This window comes from Scopulibacillus daqui, from assembly GCF_016908855.1.
GTDB classification, from domain to species: Bacteria; Bacillota; Bacilli; order Bacillales; family Sporolactobacillaceae; genus Scopulibacillus_A; species Scopulibacillus_A daqui.
On record NZ_JAFBER010000024.1, the window covers coordinates 21,957 to 41,715 of the forward strand.

General features: G+C 43.8%; 16 protein-coding genes. 15 read left to right on the plus strand and 1 reads right to left on the minus strand.

The window, feature by feature from the left end; genetic code table 11:
* The first annotated feature begins 70 nt into the window (after positions 1–70).
* The 9 genes from purC (at position 71) to purD (ending at position 9,835) form a co-directional block, all read left to right on the plus strand.
* Positions 71–784, plus strand: coding sequence for a phosphoribosylaminoimidazolesuccinocarboxamide synthase (gene purC, locus JOD45_RS13815; protein ID WP_239549286.1), 714 nt, complete (start codon positions 71–73; stop codon positions 782–784).
* On the plus strand, positions 781–1,032 hold the full coding sequence (purS, locus tag JOD45_RS13820; protein WP_205004492.1) for a phosphoribosylformylglycinamidine synthase subunit PurS: 252 nt from the start codon (positions 781–783) through the stop codon (positions 1,030–1,032). Before purC ends, purS begins: the two co-directional genes overlap by 4 nt.
* On the plus strand, positions 1,029–1,718 hold the full coding sequence (gene purQ, locus JOD45_RS13825) for a phosphoribosylformylglycinamidine synthase subunit PurQ (RefSeq protein WP_205004493.1): 690 nt from the start codon (positions 1,029–1,031) through the stop codon (positions 1,716–1,718). Before purS ends, purQ begins: the two co-directional genes overlap by 4 nt.
* Positions 1,699–3,927, plus strand: coding sequence for a phosphoribosylformylglycinamidine synthase subunit PurL (purL, locus tag JOD45_RS13830; RefSeq protein WP_205004494.1), 2,229 nt, complete (start codon positions 1,699–1,701; stop codon positions 3,925–3,927). The genes purQ and purL overlap by 20 nt, the downstream gene beginning before the upstream one ends.
* Positions 3,903–5,324: an amidophosphoribosyltransferase gene (purF, locus tag JOD45_RS13835; RefSeq protein WP_205004495.1), complete on the plus strand. Its 1,422-nt coding sequence runs from the start codon at positions 3,903–3,905 to the stop codon at positions 5,322–5,324. The genes purL and purF overlap by 25 nt, the downstream gene beginning before the upstream one ends.
* Positions 5,325–5,336: 12 nt before the next feature.
* Positions 5,337–6,374 carry a phosphoribosylformylglycinamidine cyclo-ligase gene (purM, locus tag JOD45_RS13840; protein WP_205004496.1) on the plus strand — a complete coding sequence of 346 codons (1,038 nt, stop codon included), beginning with the start codon at positions 5,337–5,339 and terminating at the stop codon, positions 6,372–6,374.
* Positions 6,367–6,969, plus strand: coding sequence for a phosphoribosylglycinamide formyltransferase (purN, locus tag JOD45_RS13845; RefSeq protein WP_205004497.1), 603 nt, complete (start codon positions 6,367–6,369; stop codon positions 6,967–6,969). Before purM ends, purN begins: the two co-directional genes overlap by 8 nt.
* Entirely contained in the window at positions 6,944–8,482 is a 1,539-nt protein-coding gene (gene purH / locus JOD45_RS13850) for a bifunctional phosphoribosylaminoimidazolecarboxamide formyltransferase/IMP cyclohydrolase (RefSeq protein WP_205004498.1), read from the plus strand. The genes purN and purH overlap by 26 nt, the downstream gene beginning before the upstream one ends.
* A 90-nt stretch (positions 8,483–8,572) precedes the next feature.
* Positions 8,573–9,835, plus strand: coding sequence for a phosphoribosylamine--glycine ligase (gene purD / locus JOD45_RS13855; RefSeq protein WP_205004499.1), 1,263 nt, complete (start codon positions 8,573–8,575; stop codon positions 9,833–9,835).
* A gap of 60 nt (positions 9,836–9,895) precedes the next feature.
* Here purD and JOD45_RS13860 read toward each other — a convergent pair whose 3' ends face one another.
* Complete coding sequence (locus JOD45_RS13860; RefSeq protein WP_205004500.1) at positions 9,896–10,855, minus strand: DUF418 domain-containing protein; 960 nt, start codon at positions 10,853–10,855, stop codon at positions 9,896–9,898.
* A gap of 279 nt (positions 10,856–11,134) precedes the next feature.
* Between JOD45_RS13860 and JOD45_RS13865 the strand changes: the two genes are divergently transcribed.
* From JOD45_RS13865 to JOD45_RS13890, 6 genes are all read left to right on the plus strand, one after another.
* Entirely contained in the window at positions 11,135–12,874 is a 1,740-nt protein-coding gene (locus JOD45_RS13865) for an adenine deaminase C-terminal domain-containing protein (protein ID WP_205004501.1), read from the plus strand.
* 138 nt (positions 12,875–13,012) lie between these two features.
* Complete coding sequence (locus JOD45_RS13870) at positions 13,013–13,318, plus strand: YerC/YecD family TrpR-related protein (protein WP_205004502.1); 306 nt, start codon at positions 13,013–13,015, stop codon at positions 13,316–13,318.
* 177 nt (positions 13,319–13,495) lie between these two features.
* Positions 13,496–14,206 (plus strand): heptaprenylglyceryl phosphate synthase, encoded by a 711-nt coding sequence (gene pcrB, locus JOD45_RS13875; protein WP_205004503.1) that lies wholly within the window; start codon positions 13,496–13,498, stop codon positions 14,204–14,206.
* A 45-nt stretch (positions 14,207–14,251) separates the two neighbouring features.
* Positions 14,252–16,456, plus strand: coding sequence for a DNA helicase PcrA (gene pcrA / locus JOD45_RS13880; protein ID WP_205004504.1), 2,205 nt, complete (start codon positions 14,252–14,254; stop codon positions 16,454–16,456).
* A 19-nt stretch (positions 16,457–16,475) separates the two neighbouring features.
* Positions 16,476–18,476, plus strand: a complete 2,001-nt coding sequence (gene ligA / locus JOD45_RS13885) for an NAD-dependent DNA ligase LigA (protein ID WP_205004505.1) — start codon at positions 16,476–16,478, stop codon at positions 18,474–18,476.
* Between the two features lie 15 nt (positions 18,477–18,491).
* Positions 18,492–19,646 (plus strand): CamS family sex pheromone protein, encoded by a 1,155-nt coding sequence (locus tag JOD45_RS13890; RefSeq protein ID WP_205004506.1) that lies wholly within the window; start codon positions 18,492–18,494, stop codon positions 19,644–19,646.
* Positions 19,647–19,759: the final 113 nt, after the last annotated feature.

The following is a 19,759-nucleotide window of genomic DNA, read 5'->3' on the forward strand; positions in this document are numbered from 1 at the left end:
GGCAGCGAAGAAATCTCCCGGTCACATTTCCCGGACTTTTTGAACAACACAATAAAGGAGCCGAACAATAATGAGTAGTCAAATGCTCTATGAAGGCAAAGCAAAAAAAATCTTCAAGACAGAAGATCCATCTACCTTGCTTGTTCGTTACAAAGATGATGCAACGGCCTTTAACGGGAAGAAAAAGGCGGTTATTCCGGGCAAAGGGAGACTGAATAATCTTATTAGTTCTAAATTATTTGATGTTCTGAACAGAAAAGGCATTAACAATCATTTTGTCAAACGCTTATCTGATAATGAACAATTGGTGAAAGCCGTTGAGATTATTCCGCTTGAAGTTGTCGTAAGAAATATCGCGGCCGGAAGCTTATCTAGGCGGCTTGGAATAGAGGAAGGCACCCCTCTCAAACGGTCAATTATTGAATTTTACTTTAAAGATGACGCGCTTGGCGATCCAATGATTAATGATGATCATATTCGCATGATGGACATTGCAGATGACAGCGATTTAGTTCAAATCCGGCAAACGGCTCAAGACGTCAATCGCGTATTAAAGGAAATATTTGACGGTATCGGTGTATTGCTTGTGGATTTTAAATTAGAGTTTGGCAAGCTGAAATCAAATGGCGGCATTGTCCTTGCGGATGAAATTTCACCGGATACTTGCAGACTTTGGGACAAGGCAACGCATGAAAAGTTGGATAAAGATGTCTTTCGCCAGGATATAGGAGACTTGCCGCAAGTCTATGAAAAATTGCTAGAAAGGCTGGAGGATGCCCAATGAAAAAAGTAAAAATTTATATTACGCTTCGTGAAAGTGTTCTTGATCCCCAAGGACAGGCAGTCATGGATTCCCTTCATAACATGTCGTATGAAGATGTTAAAGACGTTCGAATTGGAAAATATATTGAACTCGAAATGGAAGATTCAAAGAATCTGACTAATAGAATTGAAGAAATGTGCGAAAAGCTGTTGGCCAATACCGTGATCGAAAACTATAGGTACGAGATAGAGGAAGGTGTCACGCAGTGAAAACGGCTGTCATTGTCTTCCCAGGATCCAATTGTGACACAGACATGTACTGCGCGATTAAAGAAGGCTTGGGCGAAGAAGTTGAATATGTGTGGCATGATGATTCTTCCCTGGATGGATTTGATGCCGTTATGATTCCCGGCGGTTTCTCATATGGCGACTATCTCCGCTCTGGAGCGATTGCCAGGTTTTCTAAAATCATGCCGGCGGTTATTCAGGCTGCGAACGCCGGAAAACCGGTGCTTGGCGTGTGCAATGGGTTTCAAATCTTGTTAGAAGCCGGACTGCTTCCGGGAGCGATGCTGAGAAATAAAAAGTTAAAGTTTATTTGCAAAACGGTTCCTTTAGCCGTAGAAAATGCCGAAACACTATTTACTGCAGGATATAAGAAAGGCGACATCATCCAAATTCCTATCGCCCATGGTGAAGGCAATTATTACTGTGATGAGAAGACGCTGGAGCAATTACAAGAACAAAATCGCATTGTTTTTAAATATCATGGCAACAACCCAAATGGTTCGATTGACAATATTGCCGGCATCATTAATGAAAAAGGCAATGTATTAGGCATGATGCCTCACCCAGAGAGAGCTGTAGATATGTTATTGGGCTCCGATGACGGTCTTAAGTTATTTCAATCAATTTTACAACACTGGAGGGAATCGCATGCCGCAGTTACTACATGAACCAACACCGGAAATGATTGCTGAAGAGAAGATTTACCGTCAAATGGGTCTTGCAGACAGGGAGTTTGATGCCATTCAAGAGCTTCTGGGCCGGAAACCAAACTATACAGAAATCGGCTTGTTTTCAGTGATGTGGTCCGAGCATTGCAGCTATAAAACTTCAAAGCCTGTATTAAAAAAATTCCCCAGCACGGGAGCCCGCGTTCTTCAGGGACCTGGAGAAGGCGCAGGAGTTGTTGATATCGGCGACAATCAAGCGGTTGTATTTAAAATTGAAAGCCATAACCATCCTTCAGCCATTGAGCCTTATCAAGGTGCGGCGACCGGTGTCGGCGGGATCATTCGCGATGTTTTCTCCATGGGCGCTCGGCCGGTAGCTCTTCTGAATTCATTGCGCTTCGGCGATTTGAATCAAGCACGGGTTAAATATTTATTTGAAGAAGTTGTAGCCGGCATCGCAGGGTACGGAAACTGTATCGGCATCCCGACGGTAGGCGGCGAAGTCCAATTCGATGAATGTTATAATGGGAACCCGCTCGTTAACGCGATGTGCGTCGGTTTAATCAACCATGAAGATATCAAGGTTGGCCAAGCCAAAGGCATCGGCAACACAGTGATGTATGTTGGGGCGAGCACTGGGCGTGACGGCATTCATGGCGCGACGTTTGCTTCTGAAGAACTGAATGAGCAGTCTGATGAAAAGCGTCCCGCTGTTCAAGTTGGCGATCCATTTATGGAGAAGCTGTTGCTTGAAGCTTGTCTTGAGCTTATAAAGAACGACGCGTTAGTCGGCATCCAAGATATGGGCGCCGCAGGGTTGACTTCTTCATCAAGCGAAATGGCAAGCAAAGCGGGTGTCGGCATTCATATGAATCTCGATCTCGTTCCGCAGCGCGAGGCAGGGATGACCCCTTATGAAATGATGCTGTCTGAATCGCAAGAGCGTATGCTTATTGTTGTCAAAAAAGGCCGTGAAGAAGAGATTAAAGACATTTTTGCCAAATGGAACCTTCACGCCGTTGCAATCGGGGAAGTTATTGAAGAGAAAGTGCTTCGTCTCGAACACAAAGGCAAGATTGCAGCTGAAGTGCCGGTTGATGCCCTTGCCGAGGAAGCGCCTGTGTACCATATGCCTTCTAAGATTCCAGATGACTATAAAGCCTTCCAAAAGCAGCCGGTTTGGAAGCCGAATATCCAATCGCCTAAAGACGTGCTCTTACGATTATTGCGTCAACCGACGATTGCTTCTAAAGAATGGGTCTACAATCAGTATGATTACATGGTGCAAACAAATACTGTTGTCAGCCCGGGTTCAGATGCCGCTGTCGTCAGAATACGCGGCACAAAAAAGGCGCTGGCTATGACAACAGACTGCAACGCTAAATACTTGCTTCTTGATCCGGAAATGGGCTGCAAAATTGCTGTTGCCGAAGCAGCCAGAAACATTGTATGTTCCGGCGGAAGACCGTTAGCCATCACTGATTGCCTGAATTTTGGCAATCCTGAGAAACCGGAAGTCTTCTGGCAGCTTGAAAAAGCGGTAGAAGGGATGAGCGAGGCGTGTGTTGAACTTGAAACGCCTGTGATCAGCGGCAACGTATCCCTTTACAATGAAACGAATCAAAAGGCGATTGACCCGACACCTGTTGTTGGTATGGTCGGCTTAATTGAAGATATTAAACATATGACAACGTCTCGTTTCAAACAAGCGGGTGACGCCATTTACGTTATCGGCAAAGCAGATGCATCATTTGAAGGCAGTGCTTGTCAGCTTCTTTTAGAAGGAAAAGCATCGGGACGGGCGCCTCAATTAGATTTAACTGTTGAAAAAAAGCGCCAGGCTCAACTATTACAAGCCATTAAGAAAGGGCTTGTTCAGTCAGCTCATGACGTTTCGGACGGCGGCCTCGGTGTTGCGTTGGCTGAAAGCCTTATTGATTCCGGACAAGGCGCTGACATCCAAATCACCGATGATATCAACTGCGAATTGTTTAGTGAAACGCAATCACGCTTTGTCGTTTCTGTCTCCGAAGATGTACGTGAAGACTTTGAGAAAATCGTTGATGATGCTGTTTACCTCGGACGCGTCACTGACAAACCGATGCTCACAATCAGCGGAAATGATGGAGAGGTATTAAAGGCAGAAGTCGCTGAGCTTGAAGAAGCTTGGAAAGGAGCGCTCCCATGTTATATGACGAAAGAGGGCTGAAAGAGGAATGCGGCGTTTTTGCCATCTGGGGCCATGAGCAAGCAGCGCAGCTAACGTATTACGGACTGCACAGCTTGCAGCACCGCGGGCAGGAAGGTGCGGGCATTGCTGTCACCGACGGACAAATGGTTCATGACCATAAAGGATTAGGATTAGTTAACGACGTATTTGCGCCTGAACAGCTGGAGCAATTGAAGGGTTATGCGGCGATCGGCCATGTCCGTTACTCGACTCAAGGCGGCAAAGACTATATTAATGTCCAGCCGCTCGTCTTTCGTTCACAGACAGACACACTGTCGCTTGCCCATAATGGGAATCTTGTTAATGCTCATGCGCTTAAGTGCCAGCTAGAAGCACAGGGCAGTATTTTTCAAACAACATCAGATACTGAAGTTTTGGCCCATTTGATTAAACGCGGCGGCCCGCTCAACTTTGTTAATAATGTAAAGCACGCCCTTTCTATGATTAAAGGAGCTTATGCCTTTGTTATTCTCCATGAAAATCAGCTGCTTGCAGCCCTCGATCCAAACGGTTTAAGACCGTTGTCGATCGGCCGCTTGGGCGAGGCCTGGGTGCTTGCCTCAGAAACATGCGCCTTCGACTTGATTGGTGCAGCTTATGTTCGCGACGTGGAACCGGGTGAACTGATCATCATTGATGAAACAGGCATTAGATCGGAGCAATTTTCATCATCTGTCCAACGGGCGATTTGCAGCATGGAATATATATATTTTTCCCGGCCGGACAGTAATCTTGAAGGCATTAATGTCCATGCGGCAAGAAAGAATTTAGGGATGCAGCTTGCCAAAGAAGCGCCGGTGGACGCTGATGTTGTGACAGGCGTTCCGGATTCAAGCATTTCCGCTGCTATTGGTTATGCCGAAGAGTCAGGCATTCCTTATGAGCTCGGCTTAATTAAAAACCGTTATGTCGGCCGGACTTTCATTCAGCCTTCACAAGAGCTCAGAGAACAGGGTGTTAAGATGAAACTCTCCCCTGTCAGAGGCATTGTCGAAGGCAAGAAAGTTGTTATGGTTGATGACTCTATAGTCAGAGGAACAACAAGCCGGAGAATTGTACGCATGTTAAAAGAAGCTGGTGCAGAAGAAGTGCATGTACGGATAAGTTCTCCGCCGATTGCTCATCCATGCTTTTATGGCATCGACATTTCTTCAAAAGAAGAACTGATCGCCGCCAAACATTCGGTTGAAGAAATACGCGAATTAATAGAAGCAGATTCTCTCACTTTTCTTAGCGTTGAAGGCATGGTCGAAGCAATCGGCCGGGGCCGTTCAATGAACCGTTGCGGGCAATGCTTGGCCTGCTTTACAGGCAAGTATCCGACGGAAATCTATCCTGATACCGTTCTGCCCCATGAAAAAGAACTGCCTGTATAAAGGAGGGCTAAGATGGCTAACGCATATAAAGAGGCCGGTGTTGATGTTAACGCCGGTTATGAAGCAGTTGAACGGATGAAACAGCATGTAAAGAAAACAATGCGTCCCGAAGTTCTCGGGGGGATCGGCGCCTTTGGCGGTGCGGTCGATTTATCAGCTTTGAATATTAAAGAACCGGTATTGGTCTCTGGTACAGACGGGGTTGGCACGAAATTAATGGTTGCTATTGAATGCGGCCGCCATGAAACGATCGGAATTGATGCTGTGGCGATGTGTGTCAACGATATCATCACCCAAGGTGCGGAACCGTTGTATTTTCTAGATTACATTGCTTTAGGCTCTCTTGAACCGGAAAAGGTCGAAGCGATTGTCAAAGGCATTGCCGACGGATGCCTGCAGGCGGGCTGCGCTTTAATTGGCGGAGAAACAGCGGAAATGCCGGGAATGTATGAGGAAAATGACTATGATCTTGCCGGCTTTGCAGTCGGTGTGGTCGAAAAGGCAAAAATGATTACGAACGAAACAATCAAACCGGGCGATCAGCTGATCGGTCTGGCATCAAATGGTATACACTCTAACGGTTATTCTCTTGTTAGAAAAACAGTGAAAGAAGCGGGGCTCTCGTATAAGGATTGTTTTGACGAAACGGGAACAACGATCGGCGAAGAGCTGTTAAAGCCGACGCGCATTTACGTTAAACCGCTGTTAGCCTTATTAGAAGCCGTCGAGATCAAAGGCATGGCTCATATTACGGGCGGCGGATTTTACGAAAATATCCCTCGCATGCTTCCCGCTGGTCTCGGTGCGGACATTCAATTAGATGCATGGGAAGTGCCGTCTATATTTCGTTGGCTTCAGGAAACCGGCCGCTATACCGATAAGGATATGTATCACACTTTTAATATGGGGATCGGCATGGTTATTACCGTTAATGAAGCGGACGCGGAGCAAGTGATCGCTCAGCTGTCCGAAATGGGTGAACGCGCCTGCCGTATAGGATCTGTTACAGACAGCGGGAAGCTTGAGCTGAAGGGTGAACGGGATGCATAGATTAGCCGTCTTTGCTTCAGGAAACGGCAGCAACTTTCAAGCGATTGCCGAGGCTGTTCAGTCCGGCGAACTCCCTGCAGAGGTCGTTCTTGTTGTCTGTGACAAAAAGCAAGCTTATGTGATTGATAGGGCCGAATCATTCGGCATCGAAACTTTTGTTGCATCTCCAAAGGATTATGGAAATAAGCAAGCTTACGAACAAGCAATACTCGAACAATGCCAAGCCCGTCATGTAGATATGATTATTCTTGCTGGATACATGCGGCTCATTGGCCCAACGCTGTTGACCGCCTATAGAAATAAAATTATTAATCTTCATCCATCATTATTACCGTCATTCCCTGGGCTGAACGCCATTGAACAAGCTGTCCAAGCCGGCGTGAAAGTGACAGGCGTTACGGTGCATTATGTCGATGAAGGGATGGATACCGGTCCGATTATTGCTCAAGAACCCGTCCGAATCTATGATAATGACTCGTTAGCCGATATAGAAGCACGGATTCATCAAGCGGAACATCAACTTTATCCGAAAACCATTGCAAACTTGCTAGAAAAGGGAGACATTCACCATGACAAAAAAGCGTGCATTGATTAGCGTATCAAATAAAGAAGGGCTGATTCCTTTTGTTCAGGCACTCGTAGAACGCCAGGTTGAGATTATTTCAACAGGAGGCACGAAAAAACTAATTGAAGGTGCCGGGCTTCCTGTGTTATCTGTATCCGATGTCACCGGTTTTCCGGAAATCTTAGACGGCCGTGTCAAGACGCTGCACCCGGCGATTCACGGCGGTCTCCTTGCTGTACGCGAGAAAGCGGAACATATGGATGCGCTTGGCGAACAAAATATTGACACTATTGATTTTGTCGTTGTTAATCTCTATCCTTTTAAAGAAACGATTACAAAACCGGACGTCACGTATGAAGAAGCTGTTGAAAATATTGATATCGGCGGACCGAGCATGCTCCGTTCGGCTGCGAAAAATCACAAGGCGGTAACGGTTGTTTGCGATCCTTTAGATTATCCAAAAATCATTGAATCCCTTAATGACGAAGCGGAAGTGCCATTTGAGATCAAGCAGCAATTAGCGGCTAAAGTGTTTCGCCATACCGCGGCATATGACGCGCTTATTGCTGGCTATTTCACAAAGGCAGCGGGCGAAATCTACCCGGAGAAGCTAACTATCACATATGAAAAGAAGCAAGACCTCCGTTACGGAGAAAACCCTCACCAAGGTGCTGCTTTCTATTCTGCGCCAATCAAAAATCATTCAGCGATTGCAGAGGCCGAACAGCTTCACGGCAAAGCGTTATCCTATAATAATATTAAAGATGCGGATGCTGCGCTTAGTATAGTGAAAGAATACAGCGAGCCTGCCGTTGTTGCGGTTAAACATATGAACCCTTGCGGCATCGGTGCCGGCGAAACGATTAAAGCTGCTTATGAAAAAGCTTATGAAGCGGATCCTGTGTCAATTTTTGGCGGCATTATTGCAGCTAATAGAGAAATAGACGGTGAAACAGCTGCTTTGCTCAAGCAAATCTTTTTAGAAGTGATTATTGCCCCAAGTTTTACAAAAGAAGCAATAGACACGCTCACACAGAAGAAGAATATTCGCTTGCTAACGGTTGAGTTGAACGATGACAAACAAGCTGTTCCTCAATACACTTCTGTCGGCGGCGGATTGCTTGTTCAAGACACAGATGTCAAGGGTTTGAACGATACAGAGCTTCGATTTGTGACTCATCGCAAGCCGACAAACGAAGAAATGAAAGATTTGTCTTTTGCTTGGAAAGCGGTTAAACATGTCAAATCCAACGCCATTGTTCTGGCAAAAGGCGATAAAACCATTGGCATTGGCGCCGGACAAATGAATCGTGTAGGCGCTGCAAAAATCGCTATTGAGCAAGCGGGCGATCATGCCAAGGGATCTATCATGGCATCGGACGCCTTTTTCCCAATGCATGATACAGTAGAAGAAGCGGCTAAAGCCGGCGTGACAGCGATTATTCAACCGGGCGGATCCATTCGTGATCAAGAATCTATCGACAAAGCGAATGAATATAACATTGCCATGGTCTTTACGGGCATGCGTCATTTTAAACATTAATCTGCAGCGGGTTGTGAATCGAATTTGAATAAATTGTCATTTATCCGCACATAGAACACCGGACTGAATGAGCAGGATAAGGAGGAGATTATGAAAGTCCTAATTATTGGCAAGGGCGGAAGGGAGCATGCGATCGCGTGGAAAGCCGCGCATAGCAGGCTTGTTGATCGTGTTTATGCAGCTCCTGGAAGTGACGGTATTGCGGAAGTAGCGGCATGCGTCAATATCCAGGAAACAGACTTTGACAGATTAGTAGATTTTGCGAAGAATGAATCAATTGATTTAACATTAGTCGGTCCTGAACAGCCGCTTGTTGACGGCATCGTTGACCGTTTTAAAGAAGAAGGCCTGCAGATATTTGGTCCAACCCAAGCCGCAGCCCAAATTGAAGGCAGCAAACATTTCGCGAAGGCTTTAATGAAAGATTACAATATTCCAACTGCAAGTTATGAAGCATTCACTGATTACGATGAAGCAAAAGATTATATCGCAAAAGTTGGCGCCCCAATCGTCTTGAAAGCAGACGGTTTGGCAGCGGGCAAGGGCGTTATAGTCGCTATGACGGAAGAAGAGGCGCTGGCAGGATTATCAGAATTGATGGCGGATAAAAAGTTTGGCGAAGCCGGCAAACGTGTTGTTATTGAGGAATTTTTAACAGGCGAAGAATTTTCATTAATGGCGTTAGTCCATGGAGAAACTGTTGTTCCGCTTGAAATATCGCAAGACCACAAGCGCGCTTTTGAAGGAGACAAAGGACCCAACACCGGCGGTATGGGTGCATATTCTCCAGTTCCCCATATTTCCCAAGCAGCCGTTGAAGAAGCCGTTGAGGCCATTTTAAAGCCGGCGGCAAAAGCTCTTATTACGGAAAACTGTGAATTTACGGGTGTCTTATACGCCGGTTTGATGTTGACTGAACAAGGGCCGAAAGTTATTGAGTTTAACTGCCGATTTGGTGATCCGGAAACGCAAGTCGTCCTTCCGCGCCTTCAATCTGATTTAATAGAAGCGATTATAGAAGTCTTAAACGGCAAAACACCAGAGCTGCAATGGGCTAACGAGGCCGTGGCCGGTATCGTTCTGGCCTCTGAAGGCTACCCGGGTGATTACGAAAAAGGCACGCCGATTTTTGGCTTTGAAAAGCTTAATGAAGAGACGAAGGTCTTTCATGCCGGAACGAAAAAAGTCAATGGCCAATGGGTTGCCAATGGCGGACGAGTACTGCTCGTGACCGGTTCAGCAAATAGATTAAATGAGGCCGTTCAAAAAGCCAATGATCAAATCGGCAAATTAGATTGCGCTAAAGCATTTTACCGCCGTGATATTGCATACAGAGCATTACAAAAGACATAAAAAAGTCCAAGCTGCCGTGATCGGCAGCCTGGATTTTTTATACGTTAGGAAAGTACAGCATTATGAAGCTTTCTTATATCGATCCGGCAGCTTTCCGTATGTTAGGATTCGCCAAATATATTCGATCGGACCAATCTTAAAATACTTAAACCAAATGGTGCTGTATATCATTTGAATGATTAATATACTAATGGCAATGAACATTAATGTTGATAGATGCGCTTGTCCTTGCAAATGGAAAAGAGCATTAGCGGCTAAAATGAGCATTGTTTGCACAAGATAGTTCGTCAACGCCATTCTTCCAATATACTTAAGCGGTGATAATAGCTTTTGAACAGCATTGTGCCGAAGCAATAATGTCAATGTTGTCACATATAAGGTACTCATCACAATGCCGCTGACCGCACTGCCTAAATCAACCTGTCCATATTTCTCCAATAAAATATATTGGGCATAAATAGCAAAAGGCGTCAGGCAAAGAAAAATCAGCTGTACGGCTCGGACCCCTTTTTCGTAGACTGAAAGATTTTCGAATATCTTCCATTGGCCTGTGCACAGTCCCAAAAGGAACATAGGCAAGATCATCAATATGCCTCCCCCGATCAGCAAGAAAAGAACTAAAAGGATAACGGCAATAACGAAGTTGATGATCGGTTTTAATCTATAAAAAGGGATTAAGATAAATCCAAAGATAGCATATGGCAATAATGCTTCCCCTGGCTGGAATTGATGGTGGATCAAACCTATAATTAACAATACTGTCAGCCTTCTGATGAAAAGGATCGTACTGTTATCTCCGCGGTTTTTGGCACGGGTAATGAAAATATAGAATCCTATGCCAAATAAGAAAGAGAATATAACAAAAAAGTGTTCATAGACAGCATAATTTAAGAATAAGCCGATAAAATAATCTGATTGTTTGTTTGACAAGTACGGCACGATTTGCCCAATGTTAATCAGAATAATCCCTAACAAAGCAAATCCTCGTAAAAAATCTAAAGTATCAATTCGCTGTTTCATATTCTTCTCCCCCGTTTAATAATGTCTGTAATTAATCATAGGGGAATCAATGCTCAAGTGATATCGAATGATCTTACATAAAGATGACGTTTTTGTAAGGCGTTAACGTTGCATCGCGGCTTTTTGTAAACAATACGACCACTTTAGTTATTTAATTTGCGAATGTTTATATGGTAATATAATGATATGAAGTCTATGTAAGCGTTTTATTTTTTATTTAAGCGATTTTACATATTTAACAAACGATTTGCAGCTACGTCCAGAAAAGAGGTTTATACAATGGTTATGAATGGCGGGTTGTGGAACCTTGACCAGCTAAGGATTCATGCAGCAGTGGTTAAAGGAGACGTTCAGCCAACTAAAGTTCTTATGAACGGCGTGTATTTAAATAGTTATTTAAAGTGTTGGGAACAAGCCAATATTTGGATTTATGAAGATCGTATTGTATATGTCGGCAGCCGCATGCCATTAGAATTGGAAGAAATTGAAGTCATTGACTGCCAAGGGTATTTTCTCGTTCCCGGTTATATTGAACCGCACGTTCATCCTTTTCAGATCTACCATCCGCAAACCATCTCAGCTTATGCTGCTAAGCACGGGACAACAACATTAATCTGTGATAATCAAGTATTCTATCAAAGTTTTCCTGATGAAAAGAGTTTTGAAGTAATTGAACAATTGAATAAGCTTCCAGTATCGTTATATTGGTGGTGCAGGTATGATCTGCAAACAGAGCTTGTGGAGAATCAAATGTCCGAAGAGCGGATTAAGAATTGGATGCATCATCCATCCGTAATCCAAGGCGGTGAATTAACCAGCTGGCCTCAAGTTCTTCACGGTGATGATCAAATTTTAAAATGGATGCAAGAAACAAAACGGCTGGAGAAACCGATTGAAGGCCATCTGCCGGGAGCTTCTGAAAAGACGCTTACACAAATGAAACTCTTAGGCGTTGATTGTGATCATGAAGCAATGACAGGCGAAGAAGCAATAAGAAGATTGCGGCTTGGGTATACAACATCATTGCGTTATTCTTCAATACGTCCGGATTTGCCGAAAATATTGAAGGAAATGATAGAAGCCGGCGTGACAGCCTTTGACCATGTCTATATGAACACAGACGGATCGACACCGGCCTTTTATGGAGAGGGCGTTATGGATCACTGCGTAGAAATGGCATTAGAACAAGGCGTGCCGGAGATTGACGCCTATATGATGGCATCTTCAAACGCTGCCCGCCATTACCATTTAGATGGTATTATTGGGCATATTGCTCCAGGCAGGGTTGCGCATATCAATATGCTGACATCTCCTAAATCTCCTTATCCGGAAAGCGTGATTGCAAAAGGGGAATGGGTAAAGAAGAATGGCGTTCCTTGTTATGACTTTGAAGCAGAATTCTCTTTGAAAGATGCCTTTGATCCTTTGGATATCAATTGGAATCTTACGGAAAGCGTGCTCGAGGCAACCGGCACGATCGGTTTGGAAATGGTCAATGCCGTGATTACTAAGCCTTTTAAATTTGAAAAGCCGCCAAAAGAAAATGAACTTCCTGAAGGTGTCAGCTATTTTACATTAATTGACCGCCGCGGGAAATGGGTTGTAAATACGTTTGTCAAAGGCTTTGCCAATCATGTATCAGGCTTAGCGAGCAGCTTTTCAAATACAGGCGACTTTATCCTCATTGGCCGCAGCAAAGCAGATATGATCACAGCTTTTCAAAAAATGAAGGAAATGAAAGGCGGATTTGTTCTTGTGGAAAATGGCCAAGAGGCGGCTAGACTAGAATTGTCTATCGGCGGTAAAATGTCATCGGCGCCGATGGAAACATTGATCGAAGAACAAAAGCGTTTGATGGATGAGCTTAGGAAAAGAGGTTATCAATTCGAGGACCCGATCTACAGCTTTCTATTTTTCTCATCGACCCACTTGCCTTATATTCGTGTGACGCAAAAAGGATTATATGATGTGATGAGAAGAGAAGTTATCGTGCCTCCAAGGTCATTAAATGACATGTAAGAGATTTTTACTGATTAATACACTAATGGACAAAATCGCCATAATGTTGTATATAATTGATGAGGGTATACTTGTTATACATTAAAGAAAAAAGCAGAGCCCCGGCCAATAAAGTATTGCGAAAAGGAGCTTAGTGACATGCAAATAGATAAATTAAGAGGTCCAACTCTTGATCAATTGTTCAATGCCATCCTATCTTTAAAAGATCTTGAAGAATGCTACAAGTTTTTTGATGATTTATGTACAATGGGTGAAATTCAATCGCTTGCTCAGAGGCTAGAAGTGGCCCGTATGCTAATGGAAGGATTTACTTACCACCGCATTGAAGAAGATACCGGTGCAAGCACAGCCACAATTTCCCGCGTTAAGCGCTGCATTAATTATGGAAATGACGGATATCAAATGACGCTTAAACGGATTCATAAAGATAAAAAGGGAGAATAATTAATTTATATTTTGGACGCTTTATGCGTCCATTTTTAGTTGTTATAATAATCTTTTAGAGTACGCTTGAAAAACAGGGCTGAATATACATCCATAGATCATGCAGGTTAAACGACAGGAGCTGAGTTTTCTTTATTGGCCATTTTCTTTGAAGGTAATGATAGGAGGACATACAGCATGGAAACTTATAAAGATTGGCAGCATGTATTTAAATTAGATCCTAATCGGCCGATCAGCGACAGCGGCCTTGAGAAAATTTGCGAATCCGGCACCGATGCAGTTATTGTGGGCGGCACAGATGGCGTGACGCTGGATAATACATTATATTTGCTCAGCCGCATTAGGCAATTTGCTGTCGATTGTGCTTTGGAAATATCTAACCTTGATGCAGTGACGCCGGGATTCGATTATTATTTTATCCCGACTGTATTAAATTCGGGCGATTCGGATTGGATTGTCGGCAAACATCATGAAGCTGTTAAGGCGTTTGGAGAAACGATTAACTGGGATGAAGTTGTCATCGAAGGTTATTGTATTTTAAATCCGGATGCTAAGGCTGCGCGATTAACCCAAGCGCAAACGAACCTTTCCACAGAGGATGTATCAGCCTATGCCATGATGGCCGAAAAGATGTTTAAGATGCCGGTTTTTTACCTGGAATACAGCGGTCAATACGGGAATATTGACATTGTCAAGAAAGTGAGAGCCCAGTTAAAAGAGACTCAGTTCTTTTACGGCGGAGGCATTTCATGCAAAAAGCAGGCGGAAGAAATGGCGCAATATGCTGATACAGTGATTGTAGGAAATGCTGTCTATGATAACCTAAAAGAGGCGCTTAAGACCGTTCAGGCAGTTAAAAAAGTTAAGAACGGCGGCTGGACTTATTAAGATAATAGGCCAGGCCTTTTAATACACTAACAGGGCGGTGAAATCATGCAAGATATCGTAAACCAGCTTCTGGAAGGGTTAAATCCGGAACAAAAGGAAGCTGTCAAACATTCAGAAGGCCCGCTGCTGATTATGGCGGGGGCAGGAAGCGGCAAAACGCGGGTATTGACTCATCGGATTGCTTACCTGCTGATTGAAAAGCAAGTTGCGCCGTGGAATGTTTTAGCCATTACATTTACAAATAAAGCGGCCAAGGAAATGCAGAAGCGGATTTCTGATTTAACCGGTCCGTTAGCCGAAGATATTTGGGTATCGACCTTTCACTCGATGTGTGTCAGGATTTTAAGGCGTGACATCGACAGGATCGGCATCAATCGCAATTTTTCAATTTTGGATACGACTGACCAGCTGTCTGTGATCAAACAAATTTTAAAAGACAAGAATATTGATCCAAAAAAATTCCCGCCGCGAAGCTTATTAGGAACGATCAGTTCAGCTAAGAACGAATTGAAAACAGCAGCTGATTTTGCAAAAACGGCAAAAGGACCGTACGAAGAAATTGTCCGAGATGTTTATGAAGAATATGAAAAACGGCTATTAAAAAATCAGTCGCTTGATTTTGATGACCTGATTATGACAACCATTGACTTGTTCAAACGGGTGCCTGAAGCATTAAGCTACTATCAAAAAAAGTTCCAGTATATCCATGTTGACGAATATCAAGATACGAACCGTGCCCAGTATATTCTCGTTAACATGCTGGCCGACCGTTTTAAAAATTTGTGTGTCGTCGGCGACTCGGATCAATCGATTTACCGTTGGCGCGGAGCAGACATTAAAAATATATTATCCTTTGAGGAAGATTATCCGGAAGCAAAAGTCATTTTACTGGAGCAAAATTACCGGTCGACCAAAAGAATTCTTAAAGCGGCTAACCACGTGATTAAAAACAACCCCAGCAGAAGAGAGAAGAATTTGTGGACCAATAATGAAGACGGTCAGCATATTGAATACTACCAAGGCGGGACGGAACAAGAGGAAGGGTTATATATAGCCGGCAAAATAAGCGAAATGAATAAGGAAGGCTTCCATTATTCAGATATGGCGGTCTTATATCGAACAAATGCTCAAAGCCGCGTGATTGAGGAAACATTGATGAAATCGAATATTCCTTACCGGATGGTAGGCAGCATTAAATTCTATGAACGCAAAGAAATCAAGGATATTTTGGCCTATTTGCGGCTTATTACTAATCCAGACGACGATATCAGCCTGGCTCGTGTGGTGAACGAACCGAAAAGAGGCATCGGTGCGGCATCAATGGACAAGTTGGCTGATTATGCTCTAGCCCATGATTTATCGCTGATGAAAGCGATCCAAGAAGTAGAACAGACGAATGTATCGAGACGGGCGGCCAGTGCACTATGCGAATTTGGCGACCAGATTCTTAATTGGTCAAAGATGCAGGAATATTTATCTGTCACAGAACTTGTTGAAGAGGTACTGGACAAGACAGGATACAGAGATGCATTAAAAGAAGAGAAAACCATCGAAGCGAGAAGCCGTCTCGAAAATATTGATGAATTTCTATCAGTGACGCAAGACTTCGAAAAAAATAATGACGATAAATCGCTTGTTGCCTTCTTAACTGAGCTTGCGCTGGATTCCGATATTGACAAGGAAGATCAAGACAGCCAAAGCGATGATGCGGTAACATTAATGACGCTTCATTCGGCGAAAGGATTGGAATTTCCGGTTGTCTTTTTAATTGGCTTGGAAGAAGGGATTTTCCCGCACATAAGAGCGCTGGATGATGAAGAAGAAATGGAAGAGGAGCGGCGTTTGGCTTATGTCGGCATCACGCGGGCTGAAAAGGCGTTATTTTTAACAAATGCCAGAACAAGAACGCTGTTTGGGCGAACAAATGCGAACCCTGTTTCGAGATTTATCGCGGAAATTCCCGATGAATTAATGACGAATAAAACGCCTCAGCCGGCAAGTTTTCATTCCGGCGGCGGATTTGGCCGAGGGGTGCAGAAAACAAGCAGGCCATTTTTACAGAAGAAAAAGCTCAATTCGTCATCTGATTGGCAAGTCGGTGATCAAGTCCTGCACAAAAAATGGGGCAAGGGCACTATTGTCAGCATAAAAGGCGAAGGAGATCATATGGAGCTGGACATTGCTTTTCCAAAGCCTGTCGGCATGAAACGATTGCTTGCATCTTTTGCCCCAATTGAAAAGGTGAAGTAACCGGTAAGGAGTGAAGAATTTGGACGAGAATGTTAAAAAGAAGATTGATGCATTAAGAGAGCTGTTAGATCAATACAGCTACGAATACTATGTTCTGGATAAGCCAAGTGTGCCTGATTCAGAATATGACCGGCTGCTTCAGGAATTGATTCATTTAGAAAAAGAACATCCAGAATTCATCACGGAAGACTCGCCAACCCAGCGTATTGGCGGGGAGCCGTTAAAAGCTTTTAAAAAAGTCCAGCATAAAGTGCCAATGATGAGTCTTGCCAACGCTTTTAATGAACAGGATCTCAGAGAATTTGACCGCCGGGTTCGCCAAGGTGCAGGCGATGATGTCCATTATGTGTGCGAATTAAAGTTCGACGGTTTGGCCGTTTCGCTCACGTATGAAAACGGCAGATTTGTTCAGGGCGCAACACGGGGCAACGGCACCATCGGCGAGGATATCACGAGCAACCTCAAGACCATTCGCTCTATTCCGCTGAAGCTGAAAGAACCTTTAAGCATAGAAGTCCGCGGAGAAGCCTACATGCCTAAGCGGTCATTTGAAGTCTTAAATAAAAAACGTGAGGAAAATGGCGAAGAACCGTTTGCCAATCCCAGGAACGCTGCGGCGGGTTCGCTGCGGCAGCTGGACCCAAAAATTGCGGCAGAACGCCAATTAGATATATTTTTATATGGCATTGGCGAGCTGCAAGGAGAAACCATTGCATCGCACAGTGATGCTCTCAAAAGAATCAAGGCGGTCGGTTTGAAAACGAATCCGGAGTGGCGCCGCTGCAATTCACTTGAAGAAGTATTGGACTACATTCAGAAATGGACAGAAAAGCGTCCAGAACTTCCTTATGAGATCGACGGCATTGTCATCAAAGTTGACAGCATTAACCAGCAGCACAAGCTTGGCATGACGGCCAAAAGTCCGCGCTGGGCGATCGCCTATAAATTCCCGGCGGAAGAAGTTGTCACAAAGCTTGAAGGCATTGAAGTCAGCGTTGGGCGGACCGGTGTGATAACGCCGACAGCTTTGCTTTCTCCTGTGAGTGTTGCAGGGACAACGGTCAAAAGAGCTTCACTTCATAACGAAGATTTAATTCGAGAAAAGGATCTAAGAATCGGCGATCATGTCGTTATAAAAAAAGCCGGTGATATTATCCCGGAAGTTGTTAATGTGCTGACGGACAAACGCACAGGGAAAGAAGAGCCTTACTCAATGCCGGCCCATTGTCCTGAATGCGGCAGCGAACTCGTTCGGATTGAGGGGGAAGTGGCGCTCCGCTGCATTAATCCAAAATGTCCGGCTCAAATCAGAGAAGGCCTGATTCATTTTGTTTCCCGCAATGCAATGAATATTGACGGCCTAGGGGAGAAAGTGATTACCCAATTGTTTAAAAACGCTCTGATTGAAGATGTGGCCGACCTCTATCAATTAAAATATGAAGATTTAATCCAAATGGAGAGAATGGGCGACAAATCAGTCAATAATTTGTTGAATGCCATCCATGCCTCTAAAGAAAATTCATTAGAGCACCTGTTGTTCGGCCTCGGCATTCGCCATGTCGGCGCAAAGGCGGCAAAACTGCTGGCGCAAAACTTTAAAACAATGGATAAACTCATGAACGCTTCATATGAAGATTTAATCTCAATTAATGAAGTAGGAGAAAAAATGGCTGATGCCATCCAAACTTATTTCCAAAACGAAGATGTCATTAAGCTTATTGATGAGTTGAAGCAATATGGCTTAAATATGGAATATAAAGGACCGGACCCGCAGGAAGCAGACGAAAATTCGCCATTTAACAACAAAACAATCGTCCTGACAGGAAAACTTGAACAGCTTTCAAGAAATGAAGCAAAAGAAGAAATAGAAAGACGCGGGGGAAAAGTGACTGGAAGTGTCAGCAAGAACACAGATATATTGATTGCCGGCGCCGATGCAGGATCCAAATTAACGAAGGCAAAAGAACTTGGCATTGACGTTTGGGATGAACAGCAATTAATGAATGCGTTAGAAGGGTGAGGAGTGTAAATCAAAATGAAAAAATGGTTGGGACTGGTTATTTTAAGCTGCTTGTTAATTTTGGCAAGCTGTTCCTCAAATGACAACAATAATAAAGTCATTAAAAATAACACGAAGGGCGATAAAGAGAAAGTGACGATCGTCCCGCAAGATGACAGCAAAGATTATCAGGCCATTCATTCGAAAACGCCGAGTCAAACCCGGGGCTATATCGGCTATGGTGTCACAAACCGCAAAGATATTGACGAGATGGAAATGGGTCTTATGACGCTTTCGAAAGAACATTTCAACCCTGATAAATACGTCTTTCAGGAAGGGCGTTACCTCAGCGAAGACGAAATCAACGGCATGCTGCAAAGAAAAAGCAAAAAAAATCCTGACGGGTTGAACCCGCCTTATGGCAAAGGCAGCAATATTCAAGAAAAGGCTATGAATAGTCCAAAAGAGTTAAGTTATGTTCTCGAACAAGATTATCTGGTTAAGGAATCAGACAACAAGTACAAATTGGGCGGCGTCTCCCTTGCTATTTCCTTTAACTCGGTCTACCATGACAAAGTGATGGACAGCAAAGGGCAGACTTATGACGTTGATAAGCCATTAGACCCTAACAAGGTCAAAGCAAATGCCAAAAACTATGCGCAAAAAGTTGTGCAGAGAGTCCGCCAAAACAAAGATTTAAAGAATGTGCCGATATTCGTCACATTGTATCTCGAAGCTTCGCCGGATTCATTAACGCCGGGCTATTTCTTTAACAAAGCTTATGTGAGCCAGGGAAGTTCCGACATTGGCGGCTGGAATACTGTTAATCAGAAATATGTGCTGTTCCCTTCTTCTAATGCCAATGATAAATACAAGGAAGATGCGCAAAGCTTCGATAAGTTTAAGTCAGATGTTCAAAGTTACTTTAACAATTATATCGGGATTACCGGAGAAGGTTATTATAAAGACAATGAGCTGAGCAATCTAACCTTTAATATTAATCTTAAATTTTATGATAAGACAGAGATTGTCGGCTTTACTCAATATGTGGCGTCGCTTCTTCAAAATAAATTCCCGTTTGACCGCAGTATTCCTGTTCAAATTTATATTAAATCCAATCAGCAGCCGGAAGCGGTTATTGTTAAAAATCCAGATATGGATAAACCGTTTGTCCATGTCTATCATCAATAAGAAAAACCAGGCAAAGGCGGTACTGCACCCCGGAAGTTAGAGTAAAAAATCTAACTTCCGGGGTGTTTTTATATGGCAAAGTACAGCGATGAATTTAAACTAATGATAGTGAA

Coding starts and splice junctions, on each gene's coding strand:
- purC (WP_239549286.1), top strand. CDS start 71: ATGAGTAGTCAAATGCTCTATGAAGGCAAAGCAAAAAAAATCTTCAAG.
- purS (WP_205004492.1), top strand. CDS start 781: ATGAAAAAAGTAAAAATTTATATTACGCTTCGTGAAAGTGTTCTTGAT.
- purL (WP_205004494.1), top strand. CDS start 1,699: ATGCCGCAGTTACTACATGAACCAACACCGGAAATGATTGCTGAAGAG.
- purF (WP_205004495.1), top strand. CDS start 3,903: ATGTTATATGACGAAAGAGGGCTGAAAGAGGAATGCGGCGTTTTTGCC.
- purM (WP_205004496.1), top strand. CDS start 5,337: ATGGCTAACGCATATAAAGAGGCCGGTGTTGATGTTAACGCCGGTTAT.
- purN (WP_205004497.1), top strand. CDS start 6,367: ATGCATAGATTAGCCGTCTTTGCTTCAGGAAACGGCAGCAACTTTCAA.
- purH (WP_205004498.1), top strand. CDS start 6,944: ATGACAAAAAAGCGTGCATTGATTAGCGTATCAAATAAAGAAGGGCTG.
- purD (WP_205004499.1), top strand. CDS start 8,573: ATGAAAGTCCTAATTATTGGCAAGGGCGGAAGGGAGCATGCGATCGCG.
- JOD45_RS13860 (WP_205004500.1), bottom strand. CDS start 10,855: ATGAAACAGCGAATTGATACTTTAGATTTTTTACGAGGATTTGCTTTG.
- JOD45_RS13865 (WP_205004501.1), top strand. CDS start 11,135: ATGGTTATGAATGGCGGGTTGTGGAACCTTGACCAGCTAAGGATTCAT.
- JOD45_RS13870 (WP_205004502.1), top strand. CDS start 13,013: ATGCAAATAGATAAATTAAGAGGTCCAACTCTTGATCAATTGTTCAAT.
- pcrB (WP_205004503.1), top strand. CDS start 13,496: ATGGAAACTTATAAAGATTGGCAGCATGTATTTAAATTAGATCCTAAT.
- pcrA (WP_205004504.1), top strand. CDS start 14,252: ATGCAAGATATCGTAAACCAGCTTCTGGAAGGGTTAAATCCGGAACAA.
- JOD45_RS13890 (WP_205004506.1), top strand. CDS start 18,492: ATGAAAAAATGGTTGGGACTGGTTATTTTAAGCTGCTTGTTAATTTTG.